General features: G+C 70.2%; 14 protein-coding genes and 3 pseudogenes. 8 read left to right on the forward strand and 9 right to left on the reverse strand.

Going from position 1 to position 15,906, the window contains the following annotated elements:
* Positions 1-98: 98 nt before the first annotated feature.
* The 5 genes from OH768_RS19120 (at position 99) to OH768_RS19140 (ending at position 4,913) form a co-directional block, all read left to right on the forward strand.
* Positions 99-1,028: an SPFH domain-containing protein gene (locus tag OH768_RS19120; RefSeq protein WP_406455189.1), complete on the forward strand. Its 930-nt coding sequence runs from the start codon at positions 99-101 to the stop codon at positions 1,026-1,028.
* Positions 1,025-1,258 carry a hypothetical protein gene (locus OH768_RS19125; protein WP_406455191.1) on the forward strand — a complete coding sequence of 78 codons (234 nt, stop codon included), beginning with the start codon at positions 1,025-1,027 and terminating at the stop codon, positions 1,256-1,258. The genes OH768_RS19120 and OH768_RS19125 overlap by 4 nt, the downstream gene beginning before the upstream one ends.
* A gap of 105 nt (positions 1,259-1,363) precedes the next feature.
* On the forward strand, positions 1,364-1,888 hold the full coding sequence (locus tag OH768_RS19130; RefSeq protein ID WP_359602800.1) for a PadR family transcriptional regulator: 525 nt from the start codon (positions 1,364-1,366) through the stop codon (positions 1,886-1,888).
* Complete coding sequence (locus OH768_RS19135) at positions 1,885-2,577, forward strand: ABC transporter ATP-binding protein (protein WP_359602802.1); 693 nt, start codon at positions 1,885-1,887, stop codon at positions 2,575-2,577. The genes OH768_RS19130 and OH768_RS19135 overlap by 4 nt, the downstream gene beginning before the upstream one ends.
* Positions 2,574-4,913, forward strand: coding sequence for an ABC transporter permease (locus tag OH768_RS19140; protein ID WP_406455194.1), 2,340 nt, complete (start codon positions 2,574-2,576; stop codon positions 4,911-4,913). Before OH768_RS19135 ends, OH768_RS19140 begins: the two co-directional genes overlap by 4 nt.
* Positions 4,914-4,947: 34 nt before the next feature.
* On the opposite strand, the gene OH768_RS19145 is transcribed toward OH768_RS19140, so the two are convergent.
* The 4 genes and pseudogenes from OH768_RS19145 to OH768_RS19160 all read right to left on the reverse strand — a co-directional run bounded on the left by OH768_RS19145 (position 4,948) and on the right by OH768_RS19160 (position 7,795).
* Positions 4,948-5,376 carry a hypothetical protein gene (locus OH768_RS19145; RefSeq protein ID WP_019072752.1) on the reverse strand — a complete coding sequence of 143 codons (429 nt, stop codon included), beginning with the start codon at positions 5,374-5,376 and terminating at the stop codon, positions 4,948-4,950.
* 4 nt (positions 5,377-5,380) lie between these two features.
* A complete protein-coding gene (locus OH768_RS19150) occupies positions 5,381-5,740 on the reverse strand; it encodes a roadblock/LC7 domain-containing protein (RefSeq protein WP_043684600.1) in 360 nt (119 codons plus the stop codon).
* A 69-nt stretch (positions 5,741-5,809) separates the two neighbouring features.
* On the reverse strand, positions 5,810-6,715 hold the full coding sequence (locus OH768_RS19155) for a MarR family transcriptional regulator (RefSeq protein WP_406455196.1): 906 nt from the start codon (positions 6,713-6,715) through the stop codon (positions 5,810-5,812).
* A 177-nt stretch (positions 6,716-6,892) separates the two neighbouring features.
* A pseudogene (locus OH768_RS19160) lies at positions 6,893-7,795 on the reverse strand (hydrogen peroxide-inducible genes activator).
* Positions 7,796-7,873: 78 nt separating this feature from the next.
* On the opposite strand from OH768_RS19160, the pseudogene OH768_RS19165 reads away from it, so the two are divergent.
* Positions 7,874-8,023: pseudogene (locus tag OH768_RS19165) on the forward strand (redoxin domain-containing protein); the annotation flags it as partial.
* Between the two features lie 9 nt (positions 8,024-8,032).
* Positions 8,033-8,245, forward strand: a pseudogene (locus OH768_RS19170) (alkyl hydroperoxide reductase); the annotation flags it as partial.
* Between the two features lie 43 nt (positions 8,246-8,288).
* Here the strand turns inward: OH768_RS19170 and OH768_RS19175 are convergent.
* The 4 genes from OH768_RS19175 to OH768_RS19190 all read right to left on the reverse strand — a co-directional run bounded on the left by OH768_RS19175 (position 8,289) and on the right by OH768_RS19190 (position 13,258).
* Complete coding sequence (locus tag OH768_RS19175) at positions 8,289-9,617, reverse strand: AI-2E family transporter (RefSeq protein ID WP_406455198.1); 1,329 nt, start codon at positions 9,615-9,617, stop codon at positions 8,289-8,291.
* Positions 9,618-9,757: 140 nt separating this feature from the next.
* Entirely contained in the window at positions 9,758-10,447 is a 690-nt protein-coding gene (locus OH768_RS19180; RefSeq protein ID WP_406455200.1) for a lytic transglycosylase domain-containing protein, read from the reverse strand.
* Positions 10,448-10,848: 401 nt separating this feature from the next.
* Positions 10,849-12,174: a PhoH family protein gene (locus OH768_RS19185; RefSeq protein ID WP_406455202.1), complete on the reverse strand. Its 1,326-nt coding sequence runs from the start codon at positions 12,172-12,174 to the stop codon at positions 10,849-10,851.
* 310 nt (positions 12,175-12,484) lie between these two features.
* Complete coding sequence (locus OH768_RS19190; protein WP_406455204.1) at positions 12,485-13,258, reverse strand: isoprenyl transferase; 774 nt, start codon at positions 13,256-13,258, stop codon at positions 12,485-12,487.
* Between the two features lie 659 nt (positions 13,259-13,917).
* Between OH768_RS19190 and OH768_RS19195 the strand changes: the two genes are divergently transcribed.
* Positions 13,918-15,078, forward strand: coding sequence for a winged helix DNA-binding domain-containing protein (locus OH768_RS19195; RefSeq protein WP_406455206.1), 1,161 nt, complete (start codon positions 13,918-13,920; stop codon positions 15,076-15,078).
* A gap of 12 nt (positions 15,079-15,090) precedes the next feature.
* Here OH768_RS19195 and OH768_RS19200 read toward each other — a convergent pair whose 3' ends face one another.
* Complete coding sequence (locus tag OH768_RS19200) at positions 15,091-15,876, reverse strand: class I SAM-dependent methyltransferase (protein ID WP_406455208.1); 786 nt, start codon at positions 15,874-15,876, stop codon at positions 15,091-15,093.
* Positions 15,877-15,906: the final 30 nt, after the last annotated feature.

The following is a 15,906-nucleotide window of genomic DNA, read 5'->3' on the forward strand; positions in this document are numbered from 1 at the left end:
ACCTGTCTCAACGGAACCGACGTGCGAGAGGGGCTGAGGGTTGCCGTGCGGTGGTAAAGTGATATCACTTTGCTTCAACCGAGATATGGGGGAACACCATGGCCGCGGACTCACCCACAGCCGACGTACCCGAGATGCCCGCCCCGCGTGTGCGCGAGTTCGCTGCGCACAGCATCGGCGGCGCACTGGCCCTGATCCTCGGACTGGCCGGGCTGCTGCTCGCCGCCGGACTGCTCGCCGCCGCCACCGCGGTCACCGCGCCCGGCGGCAAGGCCGCGCTGATCGTCGGTGGCCTCCTCGTCTTCCTGGCCGCGGTCATCGCGATGCGCGGACTGAACACGGTGGCGCCGGGCGAGGCGCGGGTCGTGCAGCTCTTCGGGCGCTACCGGGGGACCATCCGCCAGGACGGGCTGCGCTGGGTGAACCCCTTCACCGCGCGCACCAAGATCTCCACCCGCGTCCGCAACCACGAGACCGCGGTCCTCAAGGTCAACGACGCCTACGGCAACCCGATCGAGCTGGCCGCGGTCATGGTGTGGAAGGTCCGCGACACCGCGCAGGCCACCTTCGAGGTGGACGACTACAGCGACTTCGTCGCCATCCAGACCGAGGCGGCCGTACGGCACATCGCCATCGAGTACCCCTACGACTCCCACGACGAGGGCGGGCTCTCGCTGCGCGGCAACGCCGAGGAGATCACCGAGAAGCTCGTCCTCGAACTGAGCGCGCGCGTCGAGGCGGCCGGTGTCCAGATCATCGAGTCCCGCTTCACGCACCTCGCCTACGCGCCCGAGATCGCCTCGGCGATGCTCCAGCGGCAGCAGGCCGGGGCGGTCGTCGCGGCCCGGCGGCAGATCGTGGACGGGGCGGTGGGCATGGTCGAGGCCGCGCTGGCCCGGATCACCGAGAGGGACATCGTGGAGCTGGACTCCGAGCGGAAGGCGGCGATGGTGTCCAACCTGCTGGTGGTGCTCTGCGGGGACCGGTCGCCGCAGCCCGTGCTGAACACGGGGACCCTGTACCAGTGACAGATTCCTCCGAGCCCTCCGGGGCGAAGCGCCGGCCGCAGCAGGAGCGCAAGCAGGTCCTGCTGCGGCTGGACCCCGCGGTGTACGAGGCCGTCGCCCGGTGGGCCGGGGACGAACTGCGGTCCGCCAACGCGCAGATCGAGTTCCTGCTGCGCCGCGCTCTCGCGGAGGCGGGGCGGCTTCCCGGCGAAGCCGGGCCACTGCCGCGTCGCGGCCGGCCGCCCCAGTGACAGAACCGTGACAATCAGCCCCCACCTGCGGGGCCGTACCCCCCGCCATGATCTACACACCGTGCGTATACACACCGGGTATACGCCGTGTGTAGAGTGCTCCGCATGTCCATCGGTCACACCCTTCTGGGGCTCCTTGAGTCCGGCCCGCGCCACGGTTACGACCTCAAGCGGGCCTTCGACGAGAAGTTCGGTCACGACCGGCCGCTGCACTACGGCCAGGTCTATTCGACGATGTCCCGCCTGCTGAAGAACGGCCTCGTCGAGGTCGACGGCATCGAGGCGGGCGGCGGTCCCGAGCGCAAGCGGTACGCGATCACCGACGCCGGGATCACCGACGTACAGAAATGGCTCGCGACGCCCGAGAAGCCCGAGCCGTATCTGCAGTCGACCCTCTACACCAAGGTCGTTCTCGCGCTGCTCACGCACCGCAACGCGGCGGAGATCCTCGATGTGCAGCGCTCCGAGCATCTGCGCGGCATGCGGATCCTGACCGACCGCAAGCGCAAGGGCGATCTCGCGGACCAGCTGATCTGCGACCACGCCCTCTTCCATCTGGAGGCCGACCTGCGGTGGCTGGAGCTCACCGCGGCGCGTCTCGAAAAGCTCGCCGAGGTGGTGGCCAAGTGACGACACATCCCGCCGGTTCCCTGCTCGCGGCCGAGGAGCTGCGCAAGGCCTACGGGCCGACGACCGCGCTCGACGGCGCCGAGTTCTCCATCCACCCCGGTGAGGTGGTCGCCGTGATGGGGCCCTCCGGGTCCGGGAAGTCGACGCTGCTGCACTGTCTCGCCGGGATCGTGCCGCCCGACTCGGGCTCGATCACGTACAACGGGCAGGAGATGGCGACGATGAGCGACGCCCAGCGCAGCGCGCTGCGCCGCTCGGAGTTCGGGTTCGTGTTCCAGTTCGGCCAGTTGGTGCCCGAGCTGACCTGTGTCGAGAACGTGGCGCTGCCGCTGCGGCTGAACGGCACCTCCCGCAAGGAGGCCGAGCGCGCCTCGCTCCTGTGGATGGAGCGGCTTGAGGTCGACGACCTCGCCAAGAAGCGGCCCGGAGAGGTCTCCGGCGGTCAGGGGCAGCGCGTCGCCGTGGCCCGCTCGCTGGTCACCAACCCGCGGGTGCTGTTCGCCGACGAGCCGACCGGCGCGCTCGACTCCCTCAACGGCGAGCGGGTGATGGAGCTGCTGACCGAGGCGGCCCGATCCACCAACGCGGCCGTCGTGCTGGTCACGCACGAGGCCCGGGTGGCCGCGTACTCGGACCGCGAGATCGTCGTACGGGACGGCAAGTCCAAGGACATGGAGCGGATCGTATGAACCTGCGTCAGTGGGTGGCCGATCTGGCCATGGGGGTGCGGTTCGCCTTCGCCGGCGGGCGTGAGGGCTGGGTGCGGGCCGTACTGACGGCGGTCGGCGTCGGGCTGGGGGTGGCGCTGCTGCTGCTCACCACCGCGCTGCCGAACGCGCTCTCGCAGCGCGACGACCGCGGCAACGCCCGGATGGACTTCACCTACAGCGGGAAGCAGCTGCCGAAGGCGGACAACACCCTCGTCATCGCCAACTCCGACACCACGTTCCGCACCAAGGACGTGCGCGGCCGGCTGCTGGAGCCGGACGGCACCAAGGCACCGCTGCCGCCGGGTCTCACGAAGTTCCCGGCGACGGGCGAGATGGTCGTCTCCCCCGCGCTCGACGAGCTCCTGAAGTCCGGCTCCGGGAAGCTGCTGCGTGAGCGGCTGCCCTACCGGATCACCGGCACCATCGCGCAGACCGGGCTCATCGGACCCGCCGAACTCGCCTACTACGCGGGCGGCAAGGACCTCTTGCAGCACCAGGACGGCAGCAATGTCGAGCGCATCAACTACTTCGGGCCCTCCCCCAACAGCACGCCGGACAAGCTCGACCCGATCCTGCTGCTGCTGATCCTGATCGTCTTCGTCGTCCTGCTGCTGCCGGTCGGCGTGTTCATCGCGGCGGCCGTACGCTTCGGCGGCGACCGCCGCGACCAGCGGCTCGCGGCGCTGCGCCTGGTCGGCGCGGACGGGCGGATGGCGCGCCGGATCGCGGGCGGCGAGGCGCTCGCGGGGGCGCTCCTCGGGCTCGTCCTCGGCACCGGATTCTTCCTGGCGGGGCGGCAGTTGGCCTCGCTCATCGAGGTGCGGGACATCAGCATGTTCCCCAGCGACCTCAACCCCTCGCCGCTGCTCGCCCTGGCCGTCGCCGTCGCCGTGCCGGCCGCGGCCGTGCTGGTGACGCTGTTCGCGTTGCGCGGGGTCGTCATCGAACCGCTCGGGGTGGTCCGCAAGGCGAAGCCGCCGCGGCGGCGGCTGTGGTGGCGACTGCTGATGCCGCTGGTCGGCCTCGCGATGCTCTACCCGATGATCGGCCAGGGCAACAGCAACGGGAACTTCAACCAGTGGCTGGTGATCGGCGGCACGGTCCTGCTGCTCGTCGGCATCACCGCCCTGCTGCCGTGGATCGTCGAGGCCACCGTGGCCCGGCTGAACTCCGGCTCGGTGTCCTGGCAACTCGCCGTCCGCAGACTCCAGTTGAGCAGCGGTACGGCGGCCCGCATGGTCAACGGCATCGCGGTCGCGGTGGCCGGTGCGATCGCGCTGCAGATGCTGTTCGCCGGCGTCGAGGGCGACTACACCAAGGAGACCGGCAACGACGTGAACCGGGCCCAGATCGAGGTCTCCGTCGACGGCGGCACCTCGCTGACCCAGGCCAACGGCCGGCTCGCCCGGACCAAGGGCGTGCGGCGGACGTCGCCCATCTCCCTCACCTCGGTCGGCGACCGGGCCAAGAACCCGGACGGCGAACTGGAAGTCGCCGTCGGCAGCTGTGCCGAGTTGCAGGAGGTGGCCCGTCTGACGGGCTGCCGCGACGGCGACATCTTCCGGATCACCGGCGGCGGCACCGACGCCGCCCTCCAGACGGCGCAGACGGCCAAGGCGGGCAGGACGGTGTTCTTCGACCCGTCGTACGACTCGTCACCGGCCCACACGGTGGCCTGGAAGGTGCCCGCGGGCCTGAAGACCGCGGCACACCGCGAGGACCCGACCGGCTACGCCCGCGACGGACTGCTGATCACCTCGGGCGCGCTGCCCGCGAACGCGGCGCAGAGCCTGAACCAGCATGTGTTCGTCACGCTCGACACCACGGTGCCGGACGCGACCGACTACGTGCGCAACACCGCCGCGAAACTCGACCCGCTGGCGGACGTGTTCACCCTGGCGGCCACCCGGCAGTCGGCGCAGTTCACGTCCATCCGCACCGGACTGCTGGTCGGCGCGACCTGTGTGCTCGTCCTGATCGGCGCCAGCCTGCTGGTGTCGCAGCTGGAGCAGTTGCGCGAGCGCAGGAAGCTGCTGTCGGCGCTGGTCGCCTTCGGCACCCGGCGGCGCACGCTGAGCCTGTCGGTGCTGTGGCAGACGGCGATCCCGATCGGCCTGGGCCTGGCCCTGGCCTCGACGGTGGGGCTGACCCTGGGCGCGGTGCTGCTGAAGATGACGGCCACGCCGGTGGTCGTCGACTGGGCGAGCGTGCTGATGATGACCGGCATCGGTGGGGCGGTCGTCCTGGCGGTGACCCTGCTCAGCCTGCCGCCGCTGCTGCGGATGATGCGGCCGGACGGGCTGCGCACGGAATAGCAGTTCCGCCCGCAGCCGTCCGCCCGCCGGTGTCTCAGAGCCCGTACTCCCGCACCACGCGCCGGACTTGGGCGAACAGCATGCCCACGTTCACCGACTTGCGGCAGACCACCACGGCGACGACGTCCTGTTGCTCGGTCATCCGCACGAACAGATGGGTGAGGTTCTCGCTGTTGACGAGGATCTCCTGGAAGAAGTGGTGGTCACTGGTGATCCCGCGACGCTCCTTGAAGACGTCCTCGATCATCACGACCGTCCGGCCCTGGAACAGATCGAGGGTCGCACCCGCCAGCAGGTCGAGGACCTCTGGCGGGTGGTTGTCGATGGTCTCGTACGACAGCAGCATGCCGGTGGACATGTCGACCACGCCCGAGGCCACACAGTCGGGGGCGTCGGTCCGGAGGGTTTTGACCAGGCCCATCACCTGGTCGGAGAATCCTGGGGTCATACGCTTCGTCGCCATCCCTTCACACTCCTTCTGATGCCTTCTCGGTGAGGATCGACTCGATCCGGTCGAGCGTCGGCCGGGCCGCCAGATGCAGCCGGTCCACGTCCATCCCCTCGTCGCCGAGCACCACCATCAGCGCGGTGTCGCCGACGGCGTAGGTCGCGGCGCAGCCGTGGCTGCCGTACGTCACCGTCTGGCGCAGCGTGCCGCGGTCGGTGGCCTCGGCGGTGCGCCGGGCCAGGCCGAGGCCGGCCGCGGCGAGCGCGGCGAGGGCCTCCGGGTCGATCGAGTCGGCGGTGTCCGCCGCGATGAGCAGTCCGTCGGCCGCCGTGAGTGCGGTGTCGGTGATTCCGGTCACCTGTTCCCGCAGTGTGCGCATTTCCAATGTCAGGGCTTTGTGATCCACTTACTCAACTCCCCTAAAACTGATCGCATTTGTCCGTCAGGGTCATTTCGAGGTTCCGTTCCGCAGGCGGAAGAACCCTTTCCAGCCCGCCCCGCTCTTTTCGGGGACGAGAGATTCGGTGATGCCGCTGGCCCCCGGATCCCGGCGGGGCAGCGCGGTGGGCGCGGTGAACCGCGGTGGCGCGGGCGCCGGTTCACGACGGCGTACGACGGGCCCCTCGGGCGGCACCCGGACCGGGATCGGCACCGGGGTGTCGGAGCACTCCAGCAGGCCTTCGGCGAGCATCCGAGCGACCTCGGCGGTGACCGGGTAGACCCCGCGCCCGGTACGGAAGGCGAGATCGCGGGCGGTACGGCGGCCGTCGACATGGTTGAGCAACTCCCGTTGCAGCATGCCGAGTCCGGCCTCGTCGAGACCGCCGGCCGGGGCCCGGGGGCGTTCCCGGTCGGGCCGTACGGGGTACGGGAGCGAGGCGATCGCGGCGAGTTTGCGAGCCCCGTCCTGGAGCAGCCGGATCGGGGGTTCGCCGATGCCGACGGGGGCCAACGGCCTTGCGTCCGGGGCGCGTTCGCAGTTGTCGACGTCTCCGGCGACGACCGCGAAGGCCGCGTCGTGCAGGGCCAGCACACATACGATCCGCAACTGGGCGGCGCCCGCGTACCCGTGGGCGATCAGTCCGGCCACCGGCCAGCGCGAGCCGCCCGACTCCCGTACCAGCTCGGCCCATTGCTCGCCGCTGACCCGGCCGGAGCGCAGCAGCAGTGCCTCGGGGCCCGGCGCGCCGGGACTCTCCACCGCGATGACGAGCCCGCCGCGCAGATGGAAGATGCCGCCGGGTCTGCCGGACACCCGCAGTCCCCCGGTGAACTCCTCGCGCCCGCAGGCCGAAAGAGCCGCCGCGAGCAGGTCGTGACCGACCCGGCCGAGGGAATCCCGAATGCCCGACATCACTCCCCTAGGCTTTTCGTACACGCAACTGACGTGTAGCGCTGAGGGGTGAAGGTGTATCAGTCCGTGCGCATATTCCGGACGGGTTCTTCCTACCTGCCTGCGGGTGACGGAAGTTGAGAATTCCCGCCGTTCGATTTCCTTTGTCCGACGCTCATTTGACCGAACGGGGGCGGGTCAGTTGCCGGTGCCCAGCACCCGTACCGGCAGCGGGCGCAGGGTCTCGCGGAGGGCGGCGGCCAGCTCCTGGTACTCGGCGCGGCGGGCGGCGCCGGTGCGCATCGCGAGGGCGATCCGGCGGGTCGGGGCGGGCTCGGTGAAGCAGCCGGTGAGGAGCTGGTCGCTGCGGGTGGTCTCGACCCGTACGGCGGTGCGCGGCAGCAGAGCGACCCCGAGCCCGCCGGCGACGAGCTGCACCAGCGTGGACAGCCCGGCCGCTGTCGTGGTGACGGGGGCGTCCGCCCGCCCCGCCTCCCGGCAGGTGTCGAGGGCCTGGTCGCGCAGACAGTGCCCCTCGTCCAGGAGCAGCGGGTTCAGCTCGCGCAGCGCCTCGCGCGGGATGCCGCTGCGCCCGCCGAGAGGATGGCCAAGAGGCGTGACGAGCACGAAGTCCTCGTCGAACAGCGGGAGTTCGACCACTCCGGGCACCCCGAGGGGCACCGCGAGCAGCAGCAGGTCGAGCCGTCCGGTGGCCAGTCCGTCGAGCAGGTTCGCGGTCTGCTCCTCGTGCACCTGGAGGTCGAGGTCCGGGTACCGGTCGTGCACCAGCCGCAGCACGGTCGGCAGCAGATACGGCGCGACGGTCGGGATGACCCCGAGGCGCAGCGCCCCGGTGAAGGGAGCCCGCACGGCCTACGCCTCCGCCAGCAGCGCCCCGACCTCCTCCAGCACCGCCTTCGCCCGTACGGCGAGCCGCTCGCCGGCGGGCGAGAGGAGCACCTTGCGGGTGGTGCACTCCAGGAGGGTGACGCCGAGGGTGTCCTCCAGGGCGGCGACGGCACCGGACAGGGCGGGCTGGCTCATGCCGATCGCGGCGGCGTCCCGGAAGTGGAGGTGTTCGGCGACCGCGGAGAAACCCATTCCCCTTGGGTGCTTTCCGCTGCAAGGAGAGCCAGTGCTCACTGTCGGTGACAAGTTCCCGTCGTTCGATCTGACCGGAAACTGAACGACGAGTTCGCCGACCGTGACGCGCAGGTGCTCGGCTTCTCCGGCGACTCCGAGTTCGTCCACCACGCCTGGCGCAAGGACCACGACGACCTGCGCGACCTGCCGTTCCCGATGCTGGCCGACTCCGGGCACGAGCTGATGGGAGCCGACATGTCGCTGGACACGCTGAAGTCCGCCATACCGGACTACGCCAAGGACCTGAAGCTCAACCTCGGTTCGGTCATCGGCAACTCCGAGCTGCCCGCGCAGCAGCTGTGGGGGACGGTCCTCGCCACGGCAATCGCCTCCCGATCGGCCGTCGTACTGCGGGAGTTGGCGCCGGAGGCGAAGACCCGCCTGTCGGCGGAGGCCTACACCGTGGCACCTCTCGACTGACGGTAAACGGGTGGGTGGGTGGGAAAGGTCGTTACGGGGCCTGGTCCGGCGGTGAGGGGGCAACCGGCGTCGATGACACCGCCGTAGCCCCCCTCGGCTTCGGCGACTGCCGAGGGGCCGGCTCCGTGCCCTGGGCGTACGCCTTCAGGTAGCTCACCACCGTGTTGGTGACTGCCACCAACGGGACTGCCACCACCGCTCCGCCGATCCCGGCGATCATGCCGCCCGCCGCGACAGACAGGACCACCGCGAGGGGGTGGACCCGGACCGCGCGGCCCAGGATGAAGGGCTGGAGGATGTGGCCCTCGATCTGCTGGACGGCGAGGACGACGCCCAGGGTGAACAGGGCCACGACGACGCCCTGGGTGACCAGCGCGACGACGACCGCCAGCGCGCCGGACGCCACCGCGCCCACCAGCGGGATGAACGAGAACAGGAAGATGAAGACGGCGAGCGGCACGGCCATCGGTACGCCGAGGAAGTAGATGCCGATGCCGATGCAGACGGCGTCGATGAGGGCGACTATCACCGTGCCGCGGACGTAGGCCGTCAGGGTGCGCCAGGCGCGCGGGCCCGCGCCCGCCATCGCCGGCCGGGCCGCCGCGGGCACCAGTTTCAGTGTCCACTGCCAGATGCGCGGGCCGTCGTAGAGGAGGAAGAGGGTCGAGAAGACCGTCAGGAGGATGCCGGTCAGGGCCTCGACGATTACCTGGACGCCCTCCAGGCCGGCCGAGGTGATCTGGTCGGTGTTGGCGCCGATGGCCTCGCGGAGGTTCTTGGCGATCTGGTTGATCTGCTTCTCGGTGACGTGGAACGGGCCCTTGAGCAGCCAGTTGCGCAGATCGTCGACGCCGTTCTGGACCTGGCCTGAGAGGTTGTCGATGTTGGCCATGACCTGCCAGGTCACGAACCAGCCGATCAGGCCCATCACGACGAAGCCGAGGATCGCGGTGAGGGCGGTGGCCACTCCGCGCGGGAAGCCGTAGCGGATCAGGCGGGTCACCGTCGGCTGGAGCAGTGCCGTGATCAGGAGTGCGGCGACGAAGGCGAGGACGACGAGTTGGACGGCGCTGATGACCCGCATCAGCACCCAGACCGTGCCGGCCAGGATCAGCAGCCGCCAGCCGGCCTCGGCGGCCACCCGCACACCCCAGGGCACGGCGAGCGCGGGGTCGGGGCGGTCACGGGCGATGGTGACGGGTACCGGGGCGGGCTCCGGGGGTTCGGGGTCGGCGGCCGGCAACTCGGGCCCGGCGTCGGTGTGTTCCTTCGCCACCTCGGCACGGCGCTCGTCCAAGCGCTCCCCCATCTCGCTCAGCCCGTTGCCGAGCCGGCCGAGCCACCCTGGTACTCGCGACATGATCCGCCCTCTTCCCCCGTCCGTCCCCACCCCACTCCCCCTTGGAGCCGTTGCGCGTCCGACCGTACAGGGCGAAGGCCCCTCCCCCTAGGACGGGGAGGGGCCTTGCAAGGTTGAGCGGCCCGGGGCGGGCGTCCGACCTAGTACCAGCTGTTCGCCTGCCAGAACGACCAGGCCTCGCACGGGCTGCCGTAGCGGCTGTCCATGTAGTTGAGGCCCCACTTGATCTGGGTGGCGGGGTTGGTCTGCCAGTCGGAGCCCGCGGAGGAGTACTTGGAGGCGGGCAGTGCCTGGAAGAGACCGTAGGCGCCGGAGGAGGCGTTGACGGCGTGGTAGTTCCAGCCGGACTCGTGGGACACGATGTTGCTGAAGCACTGGAACTGGCCGCTCGGCACCATCTGGGCTGCCATGGCCTGGATCTGCGAGGTCGTGTACGAGCTCTGCACGGGGAAGCTGGAGGAGGAACGGCTGGCCGCGGACTTCGCCGCGGCGCGCTCCTTGGCAGCCTTCTCCGCCTTCTCGGCTGCTGCCTTCTTGGCGACCGCGGTCTTGGCGGCGGCCAGGCGGGCCGACTCCTCGGCGTCCTTCTTGGCGCTCGCGTCGGCCTGGATCGCCTGGGCGTCGGCCTGCTGCGTCAAGGAGGCGGTCTGGACCTGGGCCTGCTGGCCCGTGGGGATGTCCGCCAGGAGCGTGGTGTCGGCTGCCGTCGTCTCGGCGTCATTGTTCTGCGCCTGAGCGACGCTGCCAGAGGCAACGCCCACGACGCTTCCGACGGCGGTGACCGCGGTGGCCGAGGCCACTGCGAATCCCCGGACCGAAATCCGGCTCACACGGTTTCCTTCCAGCATCGTCCGCTTCGGTGACCCTGGCGGACGCAATCGTGCCCCTGAACGCTGGCCTCCCAACTGCGGGGTCACGGGAGGCACGGGCCCGGTGGGCAACTCCCGCTCGGGGAGCGCCGCGTGAAGAGCGGGCGGCATACGACTTCGCTGTGGAGTTGGCTGTGATGCTCAAGTTGGTGCGTACCGCTGGGGGTACACGTGTGTCGTATGCGGGGCCTGACAGGAGTGAGACTCTGCCGTAACCGGACGCCGGGTGGCAATTCTGAGTTGCGTGTGAAAGCTCACATCCCGTTTGCCCCAGGGGATTTGGAGAAACAGCAGGACGCCAAAGCGCCGCCCCGCTAAGCTCTTTCGCTTCACGGGGCGGCGCCAACTGACCTGCAACTACCTCAGATTTGGCCGTCCTCCAGCATTTCGGTCACAAGCGCCGCGATCTGGGACCTCTCGGACCTGGTGAGGGTCACATGCGCGAAGAGCGAGTGACCCTTCAGCTTCTCCACCACGGCGACGACACCGTCGTAGCGGCCGACCCTCAGGTTGTCCCGCTGGGCCACGTCATGGGTGAGAACCACCCTTGAATTGGCACCAATTCGGGACAGGACGGTCAGCAGGACGTTCCGCTCCAGGGACTGCGCCTCGTCCACGATCACGAACGCGTCGTGCAGCGAGCGTCCGCGGATGTGGGTGAGCGGCAGGACCTCCAGCATCCCGCGGGCGGTGACCTCCTCGATGACCTCGCGGCTGGTGACCGCGGACAGCGTGTCGAAGACCGCCTGGGCCCACGGGCCCATCTTGTCGGCCTCGGAGCCGGGCAGATAGCCCAGTTCCTGTCCGCCCACCGCGTACAGCGGCCGGAAGACCATGACCTTCTTGTGCTGGCGGCGCTCCAGGACCGCCTCCAGACCCGCGCAGAGCGCGAGCGCGGACTTGCCGGTGCCGGCCCGGCCTCCCATGGACAGGATCCCGATGTCCGGGTCGAGCAGCAGATCCAGCGCGATGCGCTGCTCCGCGCTGCGGCCCTTGATGCCGAAGGCCTCGCGGTCGCCGCGCACCAGACGGACATTGCCGTCGGCGGTGACCCGGCCCAGCGCCTTGCCGCGCTCGGACTGGATGGTCAGCCCGGTGTGCACGGGCAGATCGGCCGCTTCCGGGACGTAGATGTGGCCCTCCTCGAAGAGGATGTCCACCTGTTCGCCCGGCAGGGTCAGTTCGGACATTCCGGTCCAGCCGGAGGAGCCCGTGATGGCCAGTTCCGCGCGGTACTCCTCGGCGAGGAGTCCGACGGACGAGGCCTTGATCCTGAGCGGAAGGTCCTTCGACACGACGGTGACGTCGTACCCCTCGGCCTGCAGATTGCGGGCGACCGCGAGGATGCGGGAGTCGTTGTCCCCCAGGCGGTACCCGCTGGGCAGCACGCTGGGGTCCGAGTGGTTGAGCTCGACCCTGACGGTGCCGCCGAGTTCCCCGATCGGGATGGGGGCGTCGAGGCGACCGTGCCGGACCCGGAACTCGTCGAGCAGGCGCAGGGCCTGCCGGGCGAAGTAGCCGAGTTCGGGATGGTGCCGCTTGGCCTCCAGCTCTGTGACCACGACGATCGGCAGCACGACTTCGTGCTCGTCGAAGCGGTTCAGTGCGTTCGGGTCGGCCAGCAGGACGCTGGTGTCGAGAACATAGGTGCGCCGGTCAGGCAGGCGGCGCTTTGTGCTGGTCACCACGGAAGGACGTACCCCCTCGGAAGAGGTCGGGGAGCGACGGAGAGGAGCTGGACCGGTCCGGACCGCAGTGCGCGGGCCGAGGACCGGCCCTCCGTCTCGCCCGTACTGACCGCACGGTCGAACTGGTGCAAAGGGCCTCCCGGGCGGACGGCCCCGTGCCGTCCGCTGAGATACGACACCCGTGGTTCGGGCGTCGACCTGCTTGGCTTATGCCCTCGAACATGCGCCGCCATGCCACGGCATATGACGACGCCCTGGTGAACTCCTTGTTACTTGTGCACCAAACGGGGTAGTCGCGGCAGCTTGTCCGTCATCCGCCGTAACGTCTGTGTCGCGCCGCGTAGTCGCGCATCGCGCGCAGGAAGTCGACCTTTCGGAAGGCCGGCCAGAAGACTTCACAGAAGTAGTACTCGGAGTGGGCCGTCTGCCAGAGCATGAATCCGGACAGCCGCTGCTCTCCGCTGGTACGGATCACCAGATCGGGGTCGGGCTGATCGCCCGTATAGAGGTGCTTGCCGATGAGTTCGACGTCCACGTGGTCGGCGAGCTCCTCCAAGGAGGTGCCCTTGTCGGCGGCGTCCAGGATCATCGAGCGGACCGCGTCGGCGATCTCCTGCCGGCCGCCGTAGCCGATGGCGACGTTGACGAGTATCCCGTCGATGTGCGCGGTGGACTCCTCCGCCTCCTTGAGGGCGGACTGCATCCCGGACGGCAGCAGGTCGAGGGTGCCGACGTGGTGGACGCGCCAACGGCCGTCCGCGGCAAGGGAACTGACGACGTTCTCGATGATGCCGAGCAGCGGGCCGAGCTCCTCCTGCGGGCGGTCGAAGTTGTCCGTCGACAGCAGCCAGAGGGTGACGACCTCGACGTCCGTCTCGCTGCACCAGCCGAGGAACTCCTCGATCTTGTCGCCGCCGGCCTGGTGCCCCTGGACGGTGGTGGAGCCCGCGGCCTTCGCCCAGCGCCGGTTGCCGTCCATGATGACGCCGATGTGCTTGGGCACCGACGCGTGGTCGAGATGGCCTCCCACCCTGCGTGCGTAGAACCTGACCAGCAGGCGGCGCAGGGTGTCGCGCACGTTCACGTGTTGTCAGCCCCTCCGTGGATGGCAGTCCCCGGCGTCGAAGCCTACCCCCGCTGGAGCCCGGTTCCCCCAAGGGATGTCTGGGCTCATCCCGGTTCGGCACGAAGGTCGGGCCCAGTTCGGCACGGGGGCGGTACGGGGTCGGTACGAGCGTCGGCCCCGGCCCCTCGCCGGCCCGCGCGGGGGTCGTCACCGCGGGGCACAAAAAATCGGGCCGGTCCGTGGGGGGGATACGGACCGGCCCGAGGGGGGGTTTCCACCATAACCCTTCGTAAGTGATGCTGCGTGCATCGGCGTGCCACAACTACTCTCCGAAGTCGGCCGACAACGCGTCGAGGGGTCCGGAAGCCCCGATTCCAGGCCTGATCATGGCCGGTTCACAGCGGATTCAGAGGAGAGCATGGAGGTTTTCCCCCACCCCCCGGCGTGTCGCTCGCAGGGGTGACACCGCCGGCGAACGTCCGCTTGACGGGGACAGTGCACCGCGCAGCCCCCTCCACCGCGCGGTGCCGACCGCGCAGCTTTGCTCACGCGAATTATCTTGGTCTGAACCTACGTGAGGAGATGGCCGGGACGCGAGTCGATCTCGATAACGATGTGGAAACCGCGTGGACGTATGGAGGACGTCCGGTGACCTAGTTCGGCTCTAGCGTCGCGGCATGACCGTGAAGATCACCTGGGACCGGGCGAGCGCCCGCCGCCTCGAACGGCAGTTCCTGGACACCCCGGCCGGGACCGGCACACCGGTCGCCGACGTGGTGGCGTCGATGCTCGCCGCCCACGCGCAGGTGCTGTCGGCGGCCGAGGTGTCGGTGGGGGTACGGGCCGCCGGGCGGACCCGGACGGACGTGCGAACGGCGTTGTGGCAGGCCGACGGCTCGCCCGCCTCCCTGCTCAAGACCCACGGCCCGCGCGGGACCGTCCATCTGCTGCCCACCGGCGAACTCCCGCTGTGGAGCGCCGCGTTGACCGCGATCCCGGGCACCGGCCGGTTCGCCCCCGACATCCGGCTCACCGACGCGCAGGCCACCGAGGTGGTCGCGGCCGTCGCCGACGCCCTGGACGGACGGACCCTGACCATCGACGAACTCGACGAGGCGGTCGTCGCCCGCACCGGTCCTTGGGCCGGGGACCGGGTGATGCCGGCCTTCCAGGACCTGTGGCCGCGCTGGCGCCAGGTCCTGCACCGGGCCGGCCAGTCCGGCGCCCTGTGCTTCGGCCCGAACCGCGGCCGCAAAGTCACCTACACCCGCCCGCCCCGCTTCACCCCGCTCGCCACGGCCGAGGCCCTGCGCACCCTCGTACGGCGATATCTGCGCGCCTATGGTCCGGCGACCCCACCGGATTTCGCCAAATGGCTCGCGGCGCCCGGAGGTTGGGCGACGGCGCTCTTCGAGACCTGTGCCGCCGAGGGCGGGATCGAGGAGGCCGACTTCGAGGGCACGCGCGCGTGGCTGGCGGCGGGCGACACGACATTCCCCGAGGAACCCGTCCGGGGCGTGCGCCTCCTCCCCTACTTCGACGCCTACGTCATCGCCGCCCAGCCCCGCGAGACGCTGTTCCCGGGGGCCGCGTACCGGCGGGCGCTGGCGGGCGGGCAGGCCGGCAACTACCCCGTGCTGCTGGTCGACGGGGTGGTGGCCGGGGTCTGGCACCAGCGCAGACGCGGACGGCGTACGACCGTCACGGTGGAGCCGCTGGGACGGCTGACGGCGCGGCAGGAACGGGAGTTGGGCGAGCGCGCGGAACGGGTGGGCGAAGTGCTGGAGGCGCAGGCGGAGTTGGTGATCGGGAAGGTGACCTCCGGACCGCATGCCTGAATCAGGCGGGCGTCACACGAGCGGCTTGCGTACGTCGAAGAGGTGCCGGGTGCTGTGGGTCACGAACGGGCCCGTGGCCTCGATCTGCTCGTGCAGGGAACGGAGTTGGGGCTCGTAGGCCTCGACCGTGAAGTCCGGGACCATCCAGATCACCTTGCGCAGGAAGTGCACGACGGCCGCGATGTCATGGAACTCCATGCGCAGCCGCTCGGCCCGCAGGCCGACGACCTCCAGCCCCGCGGCCTCCGCGCCGGCCCGCTCCCGCTCGGGGTCGCGGGCACCGCTCACGCCCTCCGGCTGGGGGCCGAGGAAGTGCTCGACGAGTTCGAAGGCGCTGCGGGGGCCCACGTGTTGGGCGAAGTAGGTACCGCCGGGGCGCAGGACGCGGGCGATCTCGGGCCAGTGGGCGCGGACCGGGTGGCGGCTCAGGACGAGATCGAAGGCGGCGTCGGCGAAGGGCAGCGGGGCGTCCTCGGCCGCCGCGACCACCACGGCCCCGCGCGAGCGGAGCCGGGCGGTGGCCTTGGCGACGTTCGGCGGCCAGCCCTCGGTGGCGGCGACCATCATCGGGGGCTGCGCGGCGGCCCGGCCCAGGGCGAAGTCGAAGACCTCCCCTCCCCCGGTCTGGACGTCCAGGGCGGTGGTCGCACGGGTGAGCCGGTCCCCGGCGGAGCGCGCGTACCCCCACGAAGGCCGTTCCTCGGTGGCCCGCCCCTCGAACCACGAGAAGTCCCAGCCCTCGGTGGGGACGGCGGCCCCTTCCGCGACAAGATCCTCAAAGCTCCTGCTGTTGCCCATGGGGCGATGGTCGCAGGGCGTTGTCAGTGG

Origin of the sequence: Streptomyces sp. NBC_01622 (genome assembly GCF_045209635.1) — a bacterium.
In the GTDB taxonomy this organism is placed as follows: Bacteria; Actinomycetota; Actinomycetes; order Streptomycetales; family Streptomycetaceae; genus Streptomyces.